This is a genomic window from Streptomyces sp. NPDC046915, assembly GCF_040644935.1.
Lineage (GTDB): Bacteria > Actinomycetota > Actinomycetes > Streptomycetales > Streptomycetaceae > Streptomyces.
Genome location: NZ_JBEYXB010000027.1, coordinates 19,296 through 39,196, shown reverse-complemented (window position 1 = coordinate 39,196; position 19,901 = coordinate 19,296). Strand labels below are relative to the sequence as shown.

Here is a 19,901-nt window from a genome sequence, read left to right as displayed (position 1 = left end):
TCCTCCTGGTGTGACGGAACCGACCCATGACGAGGCGCACGCCGGCGCGCTGGGCTCGCGCCTGAACTGGCTGCGGGCCGCCGTCCTCGGCGCGAACGACGGCATCGTGTCCACCGCCGGCCTCGTCGTCGGTGTGGCCGGTGCCACGGACTCCCGTGCCGCCCTGCTCACCGCGGGCCTGGCCGGGCTGCTGGCCGGGTCGATGTCGATGGCGGCGGGCGAGTACGTGTCGGTGTCGACCCAGCGCGACTCGGAGATGGCCGCCCTGGCCCTGGAGAAGCAGGAGCTGAGGGAGCAGCCCGCCGCCGAACTGGAGGAGCTGACCGAGCTCCTGCAAGAGCGCGGGCTGTCCCGGGAGGTGGCGCGGGAGGCGGCGGAGCAGCTCACCGCGCGGGACGCGCTGAAGGCCCACGCGCGCGTGGAGCTGGGCATCGACCCGGACGAACTGACCAATCCGTGGCACGCGGCCTGGGCGAGCTTCCTGGCCTTCACCGTGGGCGCCCTGCTGCCGCTGCTGGCGATCGTCCTCCCGCCGGCCGGCCTGCGCCTGCCGGTGACCGTGGCGTCCGTGCTCGCCGCCCTCGTCCTCACCGGCTTCAGCAGCGCCCGCCTGGGCGCCGCGGCTCCGGGCCGGGCGGTGCTGCGGAACGTCGTGGGCGGGGCGCTGGCCATGGGGGTGACGTACGTGGCGGGGACCCTGCTGGGCGTGGCGGGGGTGTGAGGGCGCACGGGGGCGACGGCGTACCGTGAGCTGCATCCACCCCTCGTCTTCGCAGGAAGAAGGACCCTCGTCATGCGCGCCACCACCATCCACGCCCCGTACGACATGCGCGTGGAGGACGTGCCCGAGCCCGTGGTGCGGCTGCCCACCGACGCCGTCGTACGGGTGCTGCGCGCCTGCATCTGCGGCAGCGACCTGTGGGCGTACCGCGGCGAGGCGGCCCGGCAGCCGGGACAGCGCATCGGGCACGAGTTCCTCGGCCTCGTCGAGAAGACCGGCTCCGAGGTGAGCACCGTACGGCGCGGTGACCTGGTGGTCGCGCCCTTCATGTGGTCCGACGGCGTCTGCGACTTCTGCCGCGAGGGCCTGACCACCTCGTGCGAGCACGGCGGCTTCTGGGGCTCGGTCGGTTACGACGGCGGCCAGGGCGAGGCCGTCCGGGTGCCCTTCGCCGACGGCACCCTGGTCCAGCTGCCCAAGGAGGCGGCCTCCGACGACCACCTGCTGTCCGCCCTGCTGACCCTGTCCGACGTCATGGGCACCGGCCACCACGCGGCCCTCGGCGCGGGCGCCCGCCCGGGTGCCACGGTCGCCGTCGTCGGGGACGGCGCGGTCGGTCTGTGCGCCGTGCTGGCCGCCAAGCGGCTCGGCGCGGAGCGGATCATCGCCCTCGGGCGGCACCAGGTGCGTACGGACATCGCGCGCCGTTTCGGCGCCACCGACGTCGTCGCGGAGCGCGGGGACGCGGCCGTCGAGGCGGTCCGCGAGCTCACCCGGGGGCAGGGCGCGCACGCCGTCGTCGAGGCGGTCGGCACCGAGCAGTCCATGCGGACCGCCGTCGGCGTCGCCCGCGACGGCGGCGCCATCGGCTTCGTGGGCGTGCCCCACGGCAGCGGCACCGGCCTCGACCTCGGCGTCATGTTCGACCGGAACCTCGCGCTGCGCGGCGGTGTCGCACCGGTCCGCGCCTACATCCCCGACCTGCTGCCCGACGTCCTGGACGGCACGATCGACCCGTCGCCCGTCTTCGACATGACGGTCGGCATCGAGGGCGTCCCCGACGGCTACAAGGCGATGGACGAGCGCACCGCCCTCAAGGTGCTGGTCACGAACGGCTGACCCGCGGCGTCACGCCCAGCGGGCCGCGTCCGTCCCCCAGGGCACCGGCGGCCGCGCCCAGTCTGCCGGGCCGCCCGCGAAGGACACGGGCGGGCGCGCGTACCGCAGCCGCCCCAGCCGGCTGTCCGTCTCGGCGAGCCAGGCGTCCGGCCCGTCGTAGGGCAGGTCACCGCCCGCTTCCGGCGCCGCCTCGTCCGTCAGCCAGCGCGCGGTCCGGGCGAGCGCGAGGCGGACGACGCGGCCACCGCCGTCGTACGACTGCTCGGTCAGCGCCCGCAGTACGGCGGCGGCCAGCAGATAGCCGGTGCCGTGGTCCAGCGCCTGCGCGGGCAGCGCACCGGGCCGGCCGGCCGAGCCCTCGACGGCCGCGATGCCGGTGGCGACCTGCACCAGGCTGTCGAAGCCGCGCCGCCCGCTCCACGGCCCGTACCCGCCCCAGGCCGACACCTGCGCCACGACCAGCCCGGGTTGCCGCTCGGCCAGCGCCTCGGGGGAGAGGCCGAACCGGTCCAGCGCGCCCGGCCGGTACCCGGTGACCACCACGTCCGCGGCGGCCAGCAGTTCCTCGAAGGCCTGCCGGTCCGTGGCCAGGTCCAGCGTCGCCGACCGCTTGCCGAAGCCCGTGTCGGCGTGCTGGTCGGACAGCTCCGGCAGGTGCGGCGGGTCCACGCGCAGCACCTGAGCGCCCAGCAGGGCGAGCGTGCGGGTGGCGACCGGGCCCGCGAGGACCCGGGTCAGGTCCAGGACGCGCAGGCCGGCGGCGGGCAGCAGGGAAGAGGAGTCCCGTGCGGGCGGCAGTACGCGCGCGCGTGCCGGGCCGAGCCGTCCGCGCTCGACGAGCGGGCGTGCGGCCACGGCGGCGGCCTGCTCGTGCGCGGCCCACTCCTCGGGCGTACGGAGCGCGATCGCGAGGCCCCCCGCCCGGTACACCGTCTCCTCGACCTCGCGCGCGGGCCGCTCGGCGAGCCGCTCGGCCACGGCCTCCACGGACGCGTCCTCCGGCAGCCCCAGCGCATCCAGCAGCCGCGTCCGGTGGTGGGGATAGTTGGCGTGCGTGCGCACCCATCCGTCGGCCGTACGCCAGAACCGCGACAGCGGCGCGAAGGCGACCGGCGCCCGCCCGTCGACAGTCAGCAGCCGCTCACTGTGGAAGGCCGCCGCCACCGCCCCGTCGTCGACCCGCACCGCCGGCACCTCGGCGAGCCCGCCCCGCCGCGCCCCCAACTCGGCGGCGGCCAGCGCGCAGGCCCCCACGCAGGAGCGGGCCAGCTCCCGTACGGGAAGGCGCGCCCGGAGCGCGCCTTCCCTGACCACGGTGCCGACCCGCGCCACGAGGGCGGGGTCGCCGCCCAGGGCGGACCAGGCGAAATTGATTCCAGTCATGACTGCACTATGCAGTATTGACTCAATCAATGTATGGCCCGAGCCGCCTCACTTCGTCACGGCCGCCAGCGCGTCCGCCGTGCCCCAGCCGTAGAAGCCGTTGTGGTTCTTCGAGCCCTCGCACACCGCGTCGATCTTGCCGTCGCCGTTGATGTCGTACGGGTCGGTGCACGGTGTGGCGTCGGCCTCGGCGTACAGCAGGGCCCTCACCAGGGCCGCGGAGGCGTGCGGGTGGGTTGACTTGATCAATGCGGCCACACCGGCGACGTGCGGGGTCGCCATCGACGTGCCGGCCATGTAGCCCCACTTGCCGCCGGGCAGCGGGCCGAGGATGAGGCCGCTGGTGGCCGGGGGCTCCGGCTTCTGGTAGGCCGTCGAGTCGCCGCCGGGGGCGGCTATGTCGATCACGCCCAGGCCGTAGTTGGAGAAGGACGACTTGATGCCCTTGGCGCCGGTCGCCGCGACCGTCACGACCCCTGGCAGCTGGGTGGGGATGTCGTAGCACTTGTGCGGGTCGATCACCCGGTCCGACGCGGTGGAGTCGTTCGGTGAGACCGGGTCGGTGATCGAGTCGGACGCCAGGTCGTAGCTCTCGTTGCCCGCCGCCGCGACATTGACCGTGCCCTTGCGCTCCGCGTACCGGGTGGCCCGGGTGATGGCGTCCACCAGCGCCTTCTGGTCCGGATCGGTGGTGCAGTTGAAGTACCACGGGTCGGTGTAATAGCTGTTGTTGGTCACGTCGACGCCGTGCTCGGCCGCCCACACGAAGCCGCAGACCACGGCTTCGGTGTAGAAGTAGCCGCTCGGGTTCCCGACCTTGATGCCCGCGACCCGCACGCCCGGCGCCACGCCCGTGATGCCGACGCCGTTCTTCGCGCCCGCGATCTCACCGGCCACGTGCGTGCCGTGCGGGCTCTCGCTCGCGCTGGGCCGCCAGGCCCCGTCGGTGGTGTCCGGCTTGCCCGAGACGCAGTTGGCGGAGGCGGCACGGTCGAAGTTGGGCGCGATGTCGGGGTGGGTGTCGTCGACACCGGTGTCGACGACGGCGACGGTGACCTTCCGGCTGCCGAGGGTCTTCTCGTGCGCCTTGTCCGCCTTGATGGCCGGCAGGTCCCACTGGAGGGGCTCCAGCGGGTCCTGTCCGTCGGCCGCCCGCGCGTTCGCGACCTGCGCGTCGCTCAGCACCTTCGGTGTCCCGACGTCGGTGGTCGACTGGGCGGGCAGCGGCGCGGTGCGGGTGGCGCCGGCGGAGTCGACGCCGCGCACCTTGCGTATGGCCGCGGCGAAGCCGGGGTTCGAGGAGTGGACGACGATCACGCCTATCCGGTCGTAGGCGATCACGACCGAGCCGCCGGCCTCGTCGATGGCCTTCTCCACGCGCGCGGAAGCGGCGTGCCCGGGGCGGACGTTGACGACGTAGCTGAGCGAGGTCGCGTCCGCCGCGGCGGTGGCGGCCGGTGCTGCGGCCGGGGCCGCCGTCGCCGAGGCGTTCGGCAGGAAGGCGAGGGCCGTCGCCATCGCCGTCCCGAGCGGAAGGGCGAGGGCGCGACGGTGGCGCTGGTGGGACGCAGTCATGGGTGTTGTCTCTCCCGTTCGTCGATGCCGGGGCTACTTGACCGCGCGCAGCGCGTTGACGATGCCGAACCCGTAGAAGCCGTTGACGCGCTTGCCGCCCACGCAGGTCGCGTCCACGACACCGTCGCCGTCCCCGTCGTACGGGTCGCTCGGGCAGCCGGGGTTGTCCGCCTCGGCCTTGAGCAGCGCCTGGAGCTGCGCCGGGGTGGCGTGCGGGTGGGCGGACTTCAGCAGCGCGGCCACGGCGGCCACGTGCGGGGAGGCCATCGAGGTGCCCTGGAGGAAGCCGTACTGGCCGTTGGGCAGGGTCGACAGGATGCGGCCGTTCTTGGACGGCGTGTCCGGGATCTGGAACTTGTCGCCGCCGGGGGCCGCCACGTCGACGATGCCCTTGCCGTAGCTGGAGTAGTACGACTTGGCGCCCTTCACGCCGGTCGCGCTCACCGTGACCACGCCGGGCAGCTGGGTCGGCACGTCGAAGCACTCGTGCGGGTCGACCGTCCGGGTCGTGGGGGTCGAGTCGTCCGGGCTGGAAGCGTCGACCAGGGCGTCCGAGTCGAGGTCGTCGTTGGAGTTGCCCGCGGCGGCCACATTGAGCGTGCCCTTGCGCTGGGCGTACAGCTGGGCCCTGTTGACCGCGTCGACGATGGCACGTTGATCGGGGTCGTCCATGCAGTTGTACTCCCACGGATCGACGTAGTAGCTGTTGTTCGTGACCTCGATGCCGTGATCGGCGGCGAACACGAAGGCGCAGACCACGCTTTCGGGGAAGAACAGCGAGTTCGCGTCCGGCTGGGCCACGGTGATGCTCGCGACCTTCACACCCGGGGCCACCCCCGCCACGCCTGTGCCGTTGCGGGCCGCGGCTATCTCACCCGCGACATGCGTGCCGTGGTAGTGGTCGGCGTCCACCGGCCGCCAGGCGCCGTACGTCGTGTCCGCCTTGCCGCTCACACAGTTCGCGGACTGGGCGGCGGAGAAGTTCGGGGCGATGTCCGGATGGGTGTCGTCGACGCCGGTGTCGATGACACCGACGGTCACCCGCCTGCTGCCCGGGTCGATCCGCGCGGCCTTGTCGGCGCCGATCGCCCGCAGGTCCCACTGGTCGGCCTCCAGGGGCTCCTCGCCCGCCGCCGCGCTCTTCGCGAGCTTCGCCTCCTGGGCCTTCGACAGGACCTGCACCGCGCCCTCGTCCGTCGTCCCCGCCGCGCTGAGCGGCGCGGTCCGCGAGGCACCCGCCGACTGCACTCCGCGCACCGCGCGGATCCGCTTGCCGAAGTCCGGGTTCGCGGAGTGGACGACGATCACGCCGATCCTGTCGTACGTCACCACGACGGAACCGCCGGCCGCCTCGATGGCCTTCCGCACCGACGCGATGGTGTGGTGATCGGTCCTCGTGTTGACGAGGTACGCGAGGTTCGGGCCGTCCGCCGCGCGCGTCGCCTTCGCCGTCAGGTGGGCCGCCGACGCCGTCGACGGGAGGAAGCCGAGCGACGCGGTCAGCGACAGCACGACGGGCACGGCGAGGGCGAGCCGGCGTCTGGAGCGCAGATGAGACATGGGATCTCCACATCATCCGAGGTCATCCGAAAACGAAACCGGCCCGAGACACAGATGCTCCTCGGGCAGGTACATGACTAGTTGTGCAGGGCGAAGCTATCCCGGCCTCTCGCCGGCCAGCAATGACCACGGCAGACGACTTCCGAAAGAACTCATAGGACTTGAACCGGTCCTCGCGTGGCGCCGTGGACCTTCGACGGGGAGCCCGAGCAGGATCGAGCCCCCCGTCGCAGACCGCCCGCAACACGAGGAGACTCCGTGGCCACCGAGACACCGCCCCCCTCGAAGACCCAGCCCCGACTCCCCTCCACCGAGGAGTTCGCCGCGGTGCAGGAGAGCGCGGAGTTCGGGGAACTGCGCCGCTCCTACCGTTCCTTCGCCTTTCCGCTGACCGTCGCCTTCATCGCCTGGTACGTGCTGTACGTCCTGCTCTCCATCTACGCGGGCGACTTCATGGGCACCAAGGTGGCCGGCAACGTCAACGTCGCCCTCGTGCTGGGCCTCGCCCAGTTCCTCACCACGTTCCTGATCGCCTGGTGGTACGCGCGGCGCGCCGCCGCTCACCTCGACCCCAAGGCGGAGGCCATCAAGTCCCGGATGGAGGGCGGCGCATGAGCATCGCGCAGCAGAGCGTGCTGGCGGCCGGCGAGGCGAGTGAGCACCGGCCCCTGATCATCACCCTGTTCGCGGTGTTCGTCGCCGCGACCCTCGTCATCACCGTCTGGGCCGGCCGCCAGACCAAGGACGCCGCCGACTTCTACGCCGGCGGACGGCAGTTCACCGGCTTCCAGAACGGCCTCGCCGTCTCCGGCGACTACATGTCCGCCGCGTCCTTCCTCGGCATCGCGGGCGCCATCGCCCTCTTCGGCTACGACGGCTTCCTGTACTCCATCGGCTTCCTGGTCGCCTGGCTGGTCGCCCTGCTCCTGGTCGCCGAGCCGCTGCGCAACTCCGGCCGCTACACCATGGGCGACGTGCTGGCGTACCGCATGCGCCAGCGCCCCGTCCGCACGGCGGCCGGTACGTCCACGATCGTCGTGTCGATCTTCTACCTGCTGGCCCAGATGGCCGGCGCCGGCGTCCTCGTCTCGCTGCTGCTCGGCATCACCAGCGACGGCGGCAAGATCGGCATCGTGGCGCTGGTCGGTGTCCTGATGATCGTCTACGTGACCATCGGCGGCATGAAGGGCACGACGTGGGTCCAGATGGTCAAGGCCGTGCTGCTGATCGCGGGCGCCGTGCTGCTGACCTTCCTGGTCCTGCTGAAGTTCCACTTCAACATCTCCGATCTGCTGGGCAAGGCCGCCGACAACAGCGGCAAGGGCTCCGCCTTCCTCGAGCCCGGCCTCAAGTACGGCGCCACGGGCACCACCAAGCTGGACTTCATCTCCCTGGGCATCGCCCTCGTCCTCGGCACGGCGGGCCTGCCGCACATCCTGATCCGCTTCTACACGGTTCCCACCGCCAAGGCCGCCCGTAAGTCGGTCATCTGGGCGATCGGCCTGATCGGCGCCTTCTACCTGATGACCCTCGCCCTCGGCTTCGGCGCCGCCGCGCTGATCAAACCGGACGAGATCGTCGCCTCCAACAAGGCCGGCAACACGGCGGCACCCCTGCTGGCCCTCCACCTCGGCGGGGTGGACTCCAACTGGGGCGCCATCCTGCTCGCCACCATCTCCGCGGTCGCCTTCGCCACGATCCTCGCGGTCGTCGCGGGCCTGACCCTGGCCTCGTCCTCCTCCTTCGCCCACGACATCTACGCCAACGTCATCAAGAAGGGCCGGGCCACCGAGAAACAGGAGATCAACGCGGCCCGGTACGCCACCGTCGGTATCGGGGCCGTCTCGATCCTGCTGGGTGCCCTCGCCCGCGACCTGAACGTGGCCGGCCTGGTCGCCCTGGCCTTCGCGGTCGCCGCCTCCGCCAACCTGCCGACCATCCTCTACAGCCTGTTCTGGAAGCGGTTCACCACCTCCGGCGCCCTGTGGTCGATCTACGGCGGCCTGGTCACCGCGGTCGGCCTGGTGCTGTTCTCCCCGGTGGTCTCCGGCAAGGAGACGTCGGTGTTCCCCGACGTCGACTTCCACTGGTTCCCGCTGGAGAACCCGGGCATCATCTCGATCCCGGTCGGCTTCCTGCTGGGCGTCGTCGGCACCCTGCTGTCGAAGGAGACGCCCGACGCCGGCAAGTACGCGGAGCTGGAGGTGCGGGCCCTGACCGGGACCGGGGCGCACTGAGCTTGGTACGAGCGGCCGCGTCGTGGGGACCGTAGGACCCTATGACGCGGCCGTGTCCCATGTGGTGGGATCGGTTCTGTGTCGCTGTCAGTGGTGTCGCGTAGGCTCGCAAGTGACGGCAGACGAGTGATGATCGTCGTGATCCACGACTGGGGAGGGGGCACACGTGCTCATCGACACATTCGGCCGGGTGGCCACCGACCTGAGGGTCTCGCTGACCGACCGCTGCAATCTGCGCTGTACGTACTGCATGCCCGAGGAGGGCCTGAAGTGGCTGGGCAAGCCCGACCTGCTCACGGACGACGAGATCGTCCGCCTGATCGACATCGCGGTCACCTCCCTCGGCATCACCGAGGTCCGCTTCACCGGCGGTGAGCCCCTGCTGCGCCCCGGTCTCGTCGGCCTCGTCGAGCGCGTCGCGGCCCTGGAGCCCCGCCCTCAGACGTCCCTCACCACCAATGGCATCGGCCTGGGGCGCACCGCGACCGCCCTGAAGGCGGCCGGCCTGGACCGGGTCAACGTCTCCCTCGACACCCTCCGCCCGGACGTGTTCAAGAGGCTCACCCGCCGCGACCGCCACAAGGACGTCATCGAGGGTCTCCGGGCCGCCCGCGAGGCCGAACTGACGCCGGTGAAGGTCAACACGGTCCTGATGCCCGGCCTGAACGAGGACGAGGCCCCGGACCTCCTCGCCTGGGCCGTGGAGCACGACTACGAACTGCGCTTCATCGAGCAGATGCCCCTGGACGCCCAGCACGGCTGGAAGCGCGAGGGCATGGTCACCGCGGGAGACATCCTGACCTCGCTGCGCACCCGCTTCGAGCTGACCCCCGAGGGTGAGGGGGAACGCGGCTCGGCGCCGGCCGAACGCTGGCTCGTCGACGGCGGCCCGCACCGTGTCGGCGTCATCGCCTCCGTCACCCGCCCGTTCTGCGCGGCCTGCGACCGTACCCGCCTCACCGCCGACGGCCAGATACGCACCTGCCTCTTCGCCACCGAGGAGACGGACCTCCGCGCCGCCCTGCGCTCCGGCGCCCCCGACGAGGAGATCGCCCGCATCTGGCGCCAGGCCATGTGGGGCAAGAAGGCAGGCGCCGGCCTGGACGACCCGTCCTTCGTCCAGCCGGACCGGCCGATGTCGGCGATCGGCGGATGACCGGTCAGGTCTGATCCGTCAGGTCTGGTCCGTCAGGTCTGGTCCGTCAGGCCTGACCGGCCGACTCCCACTCGGTGAGCAGGACGACGTCCTTCAGGAAGCCGCGTACCCCGAGGAACTGCGACAGGTGCTCGCGGTGCTCCTCGCACGCCAGCCACGTCTTGCGCCGGTCCGGGGTGTGGATCTTCGGGTTGTTCCACGCCAGCACCCACACGGCGTCGGCGCGGCAGCCCTTGGCGGAGCAGATGGGAGTCTCGTCAGTCACTGTTTCGTTCTCACACACGGCAGACAAAAGGCGACGCCGAGCAGCCACGGGGGGAGCTGCCCGGCGTCGGTCCGTCGCTCCGACGGGGGATGCGGAGCGCGTACGAAGTATGTCACGGGTAACCGTTCGCCCGGCACTGGAACAGCATGATTGATCTGAGCTTTTCTTGAGCTTGGCGCGGAGCCTACGTCCGCCCGCCGGCCATCGATGATGGTCACACGGGGTCCGGCCGCTCCCCCTGCACTCCCGCCGCGGGCTCCGCCGGCGCGCCCTCCGGTGCGGGTTCCGTCTGCGTGTCGTCCGCCGGAGGAGCGATCATCGGCTTCACCGGTGTGGTCACGAAGGTCGACGGCAGCCCCGGCGCCCGCTCGCGGCCCGCGTTGGCGACCACCACGGCGATATAGGGCAGGGCGGCTCCGAGCACCAACGCCACGATCGCCACGTACCGTTCGACGTTCCAGAGGGTGGCGGCCAGGATCACCGCGATCGTGCGGATCGACATGGAGATGACGTACCGGCGCTGTCTGCCGCGCACGTCCTCCGCCAGGCCCGTCCGGGCTCCGGTGATCCGGAACACCTGGACGTCGCCGCCGCCATGCTGCTTCCGCATCACATTCCACCATCCGCCCGCATCGGCCTCTCCCCGCCTTCCACGGTACGCCGCGGCTGCGTCGCCTTCGAGACCGGGGCACCCCCCTGCCTGGGCGAACGCGGTCCGCCGGGACGCGTAGGACGGTACATCGCCCGGCCGTACCCGACATGCGTCGTACGGCGGACCCGCCGAGACTGGGCGTAGTGCTCACGTCGAGCCGTACGAGGAGGCAGTCATGGGCTGGTTGTGGGCGATCATCGTCGGATTCGTGCTGGGGCTGATCGCCAAGGCGGTCATCCCGGGCAAGCAGCACAGCCCGCTCTGGCTGACCACCATCTTCGGCATCCTCGGCGCCGTCGCGGGCAACGCGATCGCCCGCGCGTTCGGCGTCGCGGCGACCCCGGGCATCGACTGGACCCGGCACCTCTTCCAGCTGATCGCCGCGATCATCATCGTGGCCGTCGGCGACATGGCGTACATGGCGCTGTGGGGGACCCGGAAGAAGCAGCAGCACGTCTGACCGCGGGTACGCCGGAGGGCGGCTCCCCGCGGGGAGCCGCCCTCCGGTGAGGCTCACGCGCCGGTGACCTCGACCGCCGCCAGGTTCTTCTTCCCGCGCCGCAGCACCAGCCAGCGCCCGTGCAGCAGGTCCTCCTTCGCCGGAACGGCGTCCTCCGCGGTGACCTTGACGTTGTTCACGTAGGCCCCGCCCTCCTTCACCGTGCGCCGCGCGGCCGACTTGCTGGCCACCAGACCGACCTCGGCGAACAGGTCGACCACCGGGCCGAGCTCGGCGACCCGGACGTGCGGCACCTCGGACAGGGCCGCCGTCAGCGTCCGGTCGTCGAGCTCGGACAGCTCGCCCTGGCCGAAGAGCGCCTTGGACGCGGCGATCACGGCGGCCGTCTGGTCGGCGCCGTGCACCAGCGTCGTCAGCTCCTCGGCCAGCGCGCGCTGCGCGGCCCGGGCCTGCGGACGCTCCTCGGTCTGCTTCTCCAGCTCCTCCAGCTCCTCGCGGGACTGGAAGGACAGGATCCGCATGTACGTAGAAATGTCCCGGTCGTCCACGTTCAGCCAGAACTGGTAGAACGCGTACGGCGTCGTCATCTCCGGGTCGAGCCAGACCGCGCCGCCCTCGGTCTTGCCGAACTTGGTGCCGTCCGCCTTGGTCATCAGCGGCGTCGCCAGCGCGTGCACACTGGCGTGCGGCTCCAGCCGGTGGATCAGGTCCAGGCCGGCCGTGAGGTTGCCCCACTGGTCGCTGCCGCCCTGCTGGAGCGTGCAGCCGTACCGCCGGAACAGCTGGAGGAAGTCCATGCCCTGGAGGATCTGGTAGCTGAACTCCGTGTAGCTGATGCCCTGGTCGGACTCCAGACGGCGGGCCACGGAGTCCTTCGTCAGCATCTTGTTGACGCGGAAGTGCTTGCCGATGTCCCTCAGGAACTCGATCGCGGACAGGCCCGCGGTCCAGTCGAGGTTGTTGACCATGACGGCCGCGTTCTCCCCCTCGAAGGAGAGGAACGGCTCGATCTGGTGGCGCAGCTTGTCCACCCAGCCGGCGACCGTCTCCGGGTCGTTCAGCGTGCGCTCCGCCGTCGGGCGCGGGTCGCCGATCAGCCCCGTGGCGCCGCCGACCAGCGCCAGCGGCCGGTGACCGGCCTGCTGGAGCCGGCGCACGGTGAGCACCTGCACCAGGTGCCCCACGTGCAGGGACGGCGCGGTCGGGTCGAAACCGCAATAGAACGTGACGGGACCGTCCGCGAGCGCCTTGCGCAAAGCGTCCTCGTCAGTGGACAGGGCGAACAGCCCCCGCCACTTCAGCTCGTCGACGATGTCCGTCACGGTTCTCGTATCTCCTTGAGTGGGTGCGTAATCAGGTACGAGGTTATACGCCCTGGCTGACAGAGCTCATATTGAAGTCGGGCACCCGCAGCGCGGGCATCGCGGCCCTGGTGAACCAGTCGCTCCATTCCCTCGGCAGCGTCTTCTCCGTGCGCCCGGCCTCCGTGGCCCGCCCGAGCAGGTTCACCGGCGACTCGTTGAACCGGAAGTTGTTCACCTCGCCGGTCACCTCGCCGTTCTCCACGAGGTAGACGCCGTCCCGGGTCAGCCCGGTCAGCAGCAGCGTCGCCGGATCGACCTCGCGGATGTACCACAGGCAGGTCAGCAGCAGCCCGCGCTCGGTGGCGGCCACCATCTCCTCCAGGGAGCGGTCCTCGCCGCCGTCCAGGATGAGGTTGCCGAGCGCCGGGGCCACCGGCAGCCCGGTCAGGCCGGCGCTGTGCCGGGTGGTCGTCAGGTGCTTGAGCCGGCCGTCGCCGACCCACTCGGTGCCGCGGACCGGGAGCCCGTTGTCGAACACCGACTGGTCGTCCCCGGAGGAGTGCGCGATCACGAACGGCGGGCACTCCAGACCCGGCTCGTTCGGGTCGCTGCGCAGCGTCAGCGGCAGCTCGGTCAGCTGGTCGCCGACGCGCGTGCCGCCGCCCGGCCTGGAGAACACCGTCCGGCCCTCGGCCGCGTCCCGCCCGGACGCCGACCACAGCTGGTAGATCAGCAGGTCGGCCACCGCGGTCGGCGGCAGCAGCGTCTCGTAGCGGCCCGCGGGCAGCTCGATCCGCCGCTCGGCCCAGCCGAGCCGTACGGCCAGCTCGGCGTCCATCGCCCCCGGATCGACGTCCTTGAAGTCCCGCGTGGAGCGCCCCGCCCACGCCGAGCGCGTACGGTCCGGGGACTTGGCGTTGACCTCCAGCGTGCCGTTGGGCTGGTCGTGCCGCAGGCGCAGGCCCGTGGACGTCCCCAGGTAGGTCGACACCAGCTCGTGGTTGGCGAAGCCGTACAGCTCCCGGCCGCCCGCACGCGCGCGTGCGAACGCCTCGCCGAGCGCCGGGGCGAAGTCCGCGAACACGGCGGAGGAGGTCTCGGCGGGCGCGTCCGTGAAGTCCGGGGACTCCGGCACGCCCGTGACCAGCGGCTGCGCGTCCTCGGCGGGCCCGGCTCCGCGTGCGGCGGCCTCGGCGGCCCGGACTAGGGGCTCCAGCTCCTCGGCGGTCACCGCGGACCGCGACACCACACCGGAGGCCGTGCCCTCCTGGCCGTCCACGGTCGCGATCACCGTGAGCGCACGGCCGCGCGTGACACCGTTCGTGGTCAGCGCGTTGCCCGCCCAGCGCAGGTTGGCCGTCGAGTGCTCGTCGGCGATCACGACACAGCCGTCGGCCCGGGACAGCTCGAGAGCGCGCTCGACGACCTCGTGCGGCTTGTTGGTACGGGCGCTCATCGACCGGCCTCCTGCGTGGTGTTGAGACTGTGCTTGCCCGGGAGGTGACCCCCGGACCCCCAGCCGACCGTCATGCTGGCGCTCATCGACCGGCCTCCTGCGTGGTGTTGAGACTGTGCTTGCCCGGGAGGTGACGCCCGGACCCCCAGCCGACCGTCATGCTGGCGCTCATCGACCGGCCTCCTGCGTGGTGTTGAGGATGTTGACGCCCTTGAAGAGGGCGGAGGGGCAGCCGTGCGACACGGCGGCCACCTGTCCCGGCTGGGCCTTGCCGCAGTTGAAGGCGCCGCCGAGGACGTACGTCTGCGGGCCGCCGACGGCCGTCATGGAGCCCCAGAAGTCGGTGGTCGTCGCCTGGTAGGCGACGTCCCGCAGCTGACCGGTGATCCGTCCGTTCTCGATCTTGAAGAAGCGCTGCCCGGTGAACTGGAAGTTGTAGCGCTGCATGTCGATGGACCAGGACCGGTCGCCGACGACATAGACGCCTCGCTCGACGCCCCCGATCAGGTCCTCCGTGGACATCCCCGCCGGATCCGGCTGGAGCGACACATTGGCCATGCGCTGCACCGGCACGTGCCCGGGGGAGTCGGCGTACGCGCACCCGTTGGACCGCTCGAACCCGGTCAGCTTCGCGATCCGCCGGTCCAGCTGGTAGCCGACCAGCGTGCCGTCCTTCACCAGGTCCCAGGACTGCGCCTGGACACCCTCGTCGTCGTACCCGATGGTCGCCAGCCCGTGCTCGGCGGTGCGGTCGCCGGTGACGTTCATCAGCTCCGAGCCGTACTTCAGCTTGCCCAGCTGGTCGAAGGTGGCGAAGGAGGTGCCCGCGTAGGCGGCCTCGTAGCCGAGCGCCCGGTCCAGCTCGGTGGCGTGCCCGATCGACTCGTGGATGGTCAGCCACAGATTGGACGGGTCCACGACCAGGTCGTACAGCCCCGGCTCGACGCTCGGCGCACGCATCTTCTCGGCCAGCAGCTCCGGGATCCGCTCCAGCTCGGTGTCCCAGTCCCAGCCGGTGCCGGTGAGGTACTCCCAGCCGCGCCCGACCGGCGGCGCAATGGTCCGCATGGAGTCGAACTCGCCGCTGGACTCGTCCACCGACACGGCGGTCAGCTGCGGATGCAGCCGCACCCGCTGCTGCGTCGTGACGGTCCCCGCGGTGTCCGCATAGAACTTGTTCTCGTGCACGGTGAGCAGCGAGGCGTCGACGTGGTCGACCCCGTCCGCCGCCAGCAGCCGCGCGCTCCAGTCCGCCAGCAGCGCCGACTTCTCCTCGTCGGGCACGGTGAACGGATCGATCTCGTACGACGAGATCCACGTCCTCTCGGCGTGCACCGGCTCGCCGGCCAGCTCCACGCGCTCCTCCGACCCGGCCGCCCTGATCACCTGCGCGGAGAGCTTCGCCATCGCCACGGCCTGCGAGGCGACCTTGGCCGCGGCGTCGAGGCTCAGGTCCACCCCGGACGCGAAGCCCCACGTCCCGCCGTGCACGACCCGGACCGCGTACCCGAGGTCGGTGGTGTCCGACGAGCCGGCGGGCTTGGCGTCCCTGAGCCGCCAGGACGCGCTGCGCACCCGCTCGAACCGGAAGTCCGCGTGCTCGGCCCCCAGCGCCCGCGCGCGTGCGAGCGCGGCGTCGGCCAGGGCCCTTAGGGGAAGTGCCGTGAAGGCTTCGTCGATGGAATGAGGCACGGAGGTCTCCCTGCTGTCGTGGCCTGTCGGGTCCGATCATGTCGCGCGACCCGCCCCGCGGACCACAGGTTTCGGCTCTGCCCGGCTACTTTCTGTAGGGTCCCGACAGTCACTCGCGCGAGCCACTGTCGGTGCCCGCTTGCCTCCGCGCGCGGCCGGACCGATAGGTTTTCGAGGGAAGCCGCCTGTCATCCAGGTGTTCGGGCGGTGTGTCAGACCGCTATCGAAAGGGTGATCCGATGAGCCGCTCGGTTCTCGTCACCGGAGGCAACCGGGGCATCGGCCTCGCCATCGCCCGCGCTTTCGCCGACGCCGGCGACAAGGTCGCGATCACGTACCGTTCGGGTGAGCCGCCGGCCGCCCTGACGGACTTGGGCTGCCTGGCCGTCAAGTGCGACATCACCGACCCCGAGCAGGTGGAGCAGGCCTACAAGGAGATCGAGGAGCAGCACGGCCCGGTCGAGGTCCTGATCGCCAACGCGGGCGTCACCAAGGACCAGCTCCTGATGCGCATGACCGAGGAGGACTTCACCTCGGTCATCGACACCAACCTCACCGGCACCTTCCGCGTCGTCAAGCGCGCCAACCGCGCCATGCTGCGCGCCAAGAAGGGCCGTGTCGTCCTGATCTCGTCCGTGGTCGGCCTGCTCGGCTCGGCGGGACAGGCCAACTACGCCGCGTCCAAGGCGGCCCTGGTCGGCTTCGCGCGCTCCCTCGCCCGTGAGCTGGGCTCGCGCAACATCACTTTCAACGTCGTCGCCCCCGGCTTCGTCGACACCGACATGACCAAGGCGCTCACCGACGAGCAGCGCACGAACATCGTGTCGCAGGTGCCGCTCGGTCGTTATGCGCAGCCGGAGGAGATCGCCGCGACGGTGCGGTTCCTCGCCTCGGACGACGCCTCGTACATCACTGGAGCCGTCATTCCCGTTGACGGCGGACTGGGAATGGGTCACTGATCACCATGAGCGGAATTCTCGAGGGCAAGCGCGTCCTGATCACCGGTGTGCTGATGGAGTCCTCCATCGCCTTCCACACCGCCAAGCTGGCCCAGGAGCAGGGCGCCGAGATCATCCTCACCGCCTTCCCGCGGCCCACGCTGACCGAGCGCATCGCCAAGAAGCTGCCCAAGCCCACCAAGGTCATCGAGCTCGACGTCACCAACGACGAGCACCTCGCGCGTCTGGCCGACGTCGTCGGCGAGGAGCTCGGCGGCCTCGACGGCGTCGTGCACTCCATCGGCTTCGCTCCCCAGGACGCGCTCGGCGGCAACTTCCTCAACACGCCGTTCGAGTCCGTGGCCACCGCCATGCACGTCTCGGCGTACTCCCTGAAGTCGCTGACCATGGCCTGCCTGCCGCTGATGCAGAACGGCGGCTCCGTCGTCGGCCTCACCTTCGACGCCAAGTTCGCCTGGCCGCAGTACGACTGGATGGGCCCGGCCAAGGCCGCCCTGGAGGCCACCAGCCGCTACATCGCCCGCGACCTGGGCAAGCAGAACATCCGCTGCAACCTCGTCTCGGCCGGCCCCATCGGCTCCATGGCCGCCAAGTCGATCCCGGGCTTCGGGGAGCTGGCGTCCGTGTGGGACAACCGCGCGCCCCTGGAGTGGGACCTCAAGGACCCGGAGCCGGCCGGCCGCGGCGTGGTCGCCCTGCTGAGCGACTGGTTCCCGAAGACCACCGGCGAGATCATCCACGTGGACGGCGGCCTGCACGCCATCGGCGCCTGACCGCTGCCGCTGGGGCTTGACCGTACGGAGGCCCGCACCCCCGCCGGGGTGCGGGCCTCCGGCGTGTCACCCGTTCGGCCCACCAGCCGGGCGCCGTGGTGCCGGGCGGCGCACTCTGGAGTGCGCGTCCACCTCGCGAATGCCCTCCCCAGCACGGCCGAGGAGGTCTTCTTGTGCGCCTGTCCCGCAGTCTGACCTCGGTGACCGTAGCAGTGGCCCTCGTGCTCTCCCTGCCGTACGAGGCGATGCCGCACGCGCGCGTGAAGAACGGCAGGCAGCCGTTCCCGCAGTTGTTCGGGGCGGAGTGCCGTACGACCGTCAGCGGCTCCCAGGTGGTGGCCTACTGCCACAACCCGTACGTCGACGTCGACCGCGTGCGTCTGCACATCGAGTGCGCCCGCTGGTGGGACATCGACACCGACGGCGATCCCGTCGACACCGACCCCGCGATGACCGTCCGGCTGGCGGGACGGTGCTGGAAGGAGGTCCGCTCGGTCTGGATCAGCCACCAGAAGGTGAGCTGAACCGCCCCGGACGGCACAGGAAGGGATAGCTCGCGGCCTCCGTGGCGGCCGCCTGCGCGTCCCCCGCGCGGATGGCGTCCACGAGCCGGGTGTGGTCCATGTGCGACTCGGGTGTGAGCTGCGCGCCGACGTCCGCGCGCAGCCAGTCCCGCAGCACCTCGCCCAGGTCCGCGTACATCGCCGTCATGACGTCGTTGTGGGACGCGGACACCACGGCCAGGTGGAAGGTCGCGTCCGCCGTCACGAAGGCCTCCGCGTCACCCGACTCCCAGGCCTCCTCGCGCCGCACCAGGAGCGCGTCGAGCTGCTTGAGGTCCTTCTCGGTGCGCCGCTCGGCGGCCAGTCGCGCCGCCGAGGACTCCAGGGTGGAGCGCAGCTCGGCGATGTGCCGCGGGTCGGCGTCGGCGAAGCGGCGGTGCATCACGCCCGCCAGCTCACTGGTGGCCACGACGTAGGTGCCCGAGCCCTGCCGGATGTCCAGCAGGCCGTTGTGCGCCAGGGCGCGGACGGCCTCGCGGACCGTGTTGCGGGCGACCCCGAGCTGCTCGACCAGCACGGGCTCCGTGGGGATGCGCGAGCCGACCGGCCACTCGCCCGAGGTGATCTGATTGCGCAGCTCGGCGATGACCTGCTCGGACAGCGCCGAACGACGGGGGTGGCTCAGTGGCATGGCACACCTTCGCACAGGGGGGCGGGCAGCGGGCGACACCGGGATGGACAACAAATCATCCCATGATTCTATGATGGTCCGCATGGCACGCGAGGAAACACGTACGACATCCCGCACAACCCGCAACCCGACGGCCGCCGGCGGATCCGGTTCGGCCGCACCCCTCACGCGCGCGTGGGCGACGCGTCTGGTCGTCGTCGGCATCGTGCTGTCCGCGGTGAACCTCCGCCCCGCCATCACCAGTCTCGGCGCCCTCCTGGAGGAGGTCCGCGACGACCTCGGCATGAGCGGCAGCGTGGCCGGACTCCTCACCTCCGTCCCCCCGCTGTGCTTCGCCGTCTTCGGCGTCACCGCCCCGCGCCTCGCCCGCCGCTTCGGCCCACCCGCCGTGGTGTGCGCCGGCATGGTCGCCATCGCCGCGGGCCTGCTGATACGGCCGTACGCCGGGAGTACCGGCGGATTCCTGGCCGCCAGCGCACTCGCCCTCATGGGCATAGCGGTCAGCAACGTCCTGATGCCGGTCATCGTCAAGCGCTGGTTCCCCGACCGCGTGGGCTCCATGACCGGCCTGTACTCGATGGCACTCGCCGCCGGAACCTCGGCCGCCGCCGCGGCGACCGTGCCCCTGACCGGCATGCTCGGCGGCTGGCAGTCCGGGCTCGCCGCGTGGGCGGCCCTCGCCGCCGTCGCGGTGCTGCCCTGGCTGCCACTGGTACGGGACCGGGGGCAGGCGCCCGCCGAGCGGGAGCCCGCGCGGCAGGCCGGCCAGGAGCGGCAGGAACCGGCGCTGCGCATCACCCGGAGCCGTACGGCCTGGGCGCTGGCGGTCTTCTTCGGGCTCCAGGCCACCGCCGCCTACATCACGATGGGCTGGATGGCGCAGATCTTCCGGGACGCGGGCGTCGCCGCGGGCACGGCCGGCCTGCTGCTCGCCGTCACCATGGTGATGGGCGTGCCGCTGGCCTTCGTCATCCCGCGTCTGGCCGCCCGGCTGCCTCACCAGGGCCCGATCGTGCTGGCGCTCGGCGCCTGCGGCCTCGCCGGATACGCCGGCCTGTACTTCGCACCGGCCGGCGGCGCCTGGGCCTGGGCCCTGCTGCTCGGCATCTCCAACTGCGCCTTCCCGCTGGCGCTGACGATGGTCGGCATGCGGGCCGGGACCGGCGCGGGCGTCGCCCAGCTGTCCGCCTTCGCCCAGAGCACCGGCTACCTGATCTCCATCCCCGGGCCGCTCCTGGTCGGCGTGCTCTACCAGAACAGCGGCGGCTGGGGCCTGCCGCTCGCGCTCATGGCCGGCCTCATGCTGCCGCAGATGGCCGTGGGCTTCCTGGCGGGCCGGGACCGGACGGTGGAGGACGAGGCGGCACGCTGATCCGCCACTCGGGGGACGGGGTG

Annotated in this window: 19 protein-coding genes; 10 read left to right on the top strand and 9 right to left on the bottom strand. The window is 71.5% G+C overall.

Features of this window, described 5'->3' with window-relative positions; genetic code table 11:
- The first annotated feature begins 10 nt into the window (after window positions 1–10).
- Together ABZ915_RS42145 and ABZ915_RS42140 are read left to right on the top strand one after the other, a co-directional pair.
- A complete protein-coding gene (locus ABZ915_RS42145; protein WP_361814583.1) occupies window positions 11–721 on the top strand; it encodes a VIT family protein in 711 nt (236 codons plus the stop codon).
- A 72-nt stretch (window positions 722–793) separates the two neighbouring features.
- Window positions 794–1,840 (top strand): zinc-dependent alcohol dehydrogenase family protein, encoded by a 1,047-nt coding sequence (locus ABZ915_RS42140; protein ID WP_361814580.1) that lies wholly within the window; start codon window positions 794–796, stop codon window positions 1,838–1,840.
- 9 nt (window positions 1,841–1,849) lie between these two features.
- Here ABZ915_RS42140 and ABZ915_RS42135 read toward each other — a convergent pair whose 3' ends face one another.
- Genes ABZ915_RS42135 through ABZ915_RS42125 form a run of 3 tightly spaced genes read right to left on the bottom strand, consistent with a single transcriptional unit; the run spans window position 1,850 to window position 6,358 of the window.
- Window positions 1,850–3,223: a CoA transferase gene (locus ABZ915_RS42135; protein WP_361814577.1), complete on the bottom strand. Its 1,374-nt coding sequence runs from the start codon at window positions 3,221–3,223 to the stop codon at window positions 1,850–1,852.
- 48 nt (window positions 3,224–3,271) lie between these two features.
- Window positions 3,272–4,798 (bottom strand): S8 family serine peptidase, encoded by a 1,527-nt coding sequence (locus tag ABZ915_RS42130; RefSeq protein ID WP_361814574.1) that lies wholly within the window; start codon window positions 4,796–4,798, stop codon window positions 3,272–3,274.
- 33 nt (window positions 4,799–4,831) lie between these two features.
- Window positions 4,832–6,358, bottom strand: coding sequence for a S8 family serine peptidase (locus tag ABZ915_RS42125; protein WP_361814571.1), 1,527 nt, complete (start codon window positions 6,356–6,358; stop codon window positions 4,832–4,834).
- Between the two features lie 258 nt (window positions 6,359–6,616).
- Here ABZ915_RS42125 and ABZ915_RS42120 point away from each other — a divergent pair, with 258 nt between their 5' ends.
- The 3 genes from ABZ915_RS42120 to moaA all read left to right on the top strand — a co-directional run bounded on the left by ABZ915_RS42120 (window position 6,617) and on the right by moaA (window position 9,751).
- Window positions 6,617–6,973: a DUF485 domain-containing protein gene (locus tag ABZ915_RS42120; protein WP_361814569.1), complete on the top strand. Its 357-nt coding sequence runs from the start codon at window positions 6,617–6,619 to the stop codon at window positions 6,971–6,973.
- The gene (locus ABZ915_RS42115) at window positions 6,970–8,595 is read left to right on the top strand and encodes a cation acetate symporter (RefSeq protein ID WP_361814566.1); all 1,626 of its coding nucleotides are present in this window, start codon (window positions 6,970–6,972) and stop codon (window positions 8,593–8,595) included. Before ABZ915_RS42120 ends, ABZ915_RS42115 begins: the two co-directional genes overlap by 4 nt.
- Window positions 8,596–8,761: 166 nt before the next feature.
- Window positions 8,762–9,751 carry a GTP 3',8-cyclase MoaA gene (gene moaA, locus ABZ915_RS42110; RefSeq protein ID WP_361814563.1) on the top strand — a complete coding sequence of 330 codons (990 nt, stop codon included), beginning with the start codon at window positions 8,762–8,764 and terminating at the stop codon, window positions 9,749–9,751.
- Window positions 9,752–9,797: 46 nt separating this feature from the next.
- On the opposite strand, the gene ABZ915_RS42105 is transcribed toward moaA, so the two are convergent.
- Window positions 9,798–10,016: a hypothetical protein gene (locus ABZ915_RS42105; protein ID WP_361814560.1), complete on the bottom strand. Its 219-nt coding sequence runs from the start codon at window positions 10,014–10,016 to the stop codon at window positions 9,798–9,800.
- A gap of 214 nt (window positions 10,017–10,230) precedes the next feature.
- On the bottom strand, window positions 10,231–10,626 hold the full coding sequence (locus ABZ915_RS42100; RefSeq protein WP_361814557.1) for a DUF3099 domain-containing protein: 396 nt from the start codon (window positions 10,624–10,626) through the stop codon (window positions 10,231–10,233).
- A gap of 217 nt (window positions 10,627–10,843) precedes the next feature.
- Here ABZ915_RS42100 and ABZ915_RS42095 point away from each other — a divergent pair, with 217 nt between their 5' ends.
- Window positions 10,844–11,128, top strand: a complete 285-nt coding sequence (locus ABZ915_RS42095) for a GlsB/YeaQ/YmgE family stress response membrane protein (protein WP_361814554.1) — start codon at window positions 10,844–10,846, stop codon at window positions 11,126–11,128.
- Between the two features lie 53 nt (window positions 11,129–11,181).
- Here the strand turns inward: ABZ915_RS42095 and tyrS are convergent, their stop codons facing one another.
- The 3 genes from tyrS to ABZ915_RS42080 all read right to left on the bottom strand — a co-directional run bounded on the left by tyrS (window position 11,182) and on the right by ABZ915_RS42080 (window position 15,580).
- A complete protein-coding gene (gene tyrS / locus ABZ915_RS42090; protein ID WP_361814551.1) occupies window positions 11,182–12,450 on the bottom strand; it encodes a tyrosine--tRNA ligase in 1,269 nt (422 codons plus the stop codon).
- A 43-nt stretch (window positions 12,451–12,493) separates the two neighbouring features.
- Entirely contained in the window at window positions 12,494–13,888 is a 1,395-nt protein-coding gene (locus tag ABZ915_RS42085; RefSeq protein WP_361814548.1) for a metallopeptidase TldD-related protein, read from the bottom strand.
- A 168-nt stretch (window positions 13,889–14,056) separates the two neighbouring features.
- On the bottom strand, window positions 14,057–15,580 hold the full coding sequence (locus ABZ915_RS42080; protein WP_361814545.1) for a TldD/PmbA family protein: 1,524 nt from the start codon (window positions 15,578–15,580) through the stop codon (window positions 14,057–14,059).
- Window positions 15,581–15,819: 239 nt separating this feature from the next.
- Between ABZ915_RS42080 and fabG the strand changes: the two genes are divergently transcribed.
- From fabG to ABZ915_RS42065, 3 genes are all read left to right on the top strand, one after another.
- Window positions 15,820–16,539: a 3-oxoacyl-[acyl-carrier-protein] reductase gene (fabG, locus tag ABZ915_RS42075; protein WP_361814542.1), complete on the top strand. Its 720-nt coding sequence runs from the start codon at window positions 15,820–15,822 to the stop codon at window positions 16,537–16,539.
- A gap of 5 nt (window positions 16,540–16,544) precedes the next feature.
- Window positions 16,545–17,312 carry an enoyl-ACP reductase FabI gene (gene fabI / locus ABZ915_RS42070; RefSeq protein ID WP_361814539.1) on the top strand — a complete coding sequence of 256 codons (768 nt, stop codon included), beginning with the start codon at window positions 16,545–16,547 and terminating at the stop codon, window positions 17,310–17,312.
- Window positions 17,313–17,485: 173 nt separating this feature from the next.
- On the top strand, window positions 17,486–17,836 hold the full coding sequence (locus ABZ915_RS42065) for a hypothetical protein (protein ID WP_361814537.1): 351 nt from the start codon (window positions 17,486–17,488) through the stop codon (window positions 17,834–17,836).
- Here ABZ915_RS42065 and ABZ915_RS42060 read toward each other — a convergent pair.
- Window positions 17,814–18,506 (bottom strand): FadR/GntR family transcriptional regulator, encoded by a 693-nt coding sequence (locus ABZ915_RS42060; protein ID WP_361814534.1) that lies wholly within the window; start codon window positions 18,504–18,506, stop codon window positions 17,814–17,816. The genes ABZ915_RS42065 and ABZ915_RS42060 overlap by 23 nt on opposite strands.
- A 70-nt stretch (window positions 18,507–18,576) precedes the next feature.
- Here ABZ915_RS42060 and ABZ915_RS42055 point away from each other — a divergent pair, with 70 nt between their 5' ends.
- A complete protein-coding gene (locus tag ABZ915_RS42055; RefSeq protein WP_361814531.1) occupies window positions 18,577–19,878 on the top strand; it encodes a CynX/NimT family MFS transporter in 1,302 nt (433 codons plus the stop codon).
- Window positions 19,879–19,901: the final 23 nt, after the last annotated feature.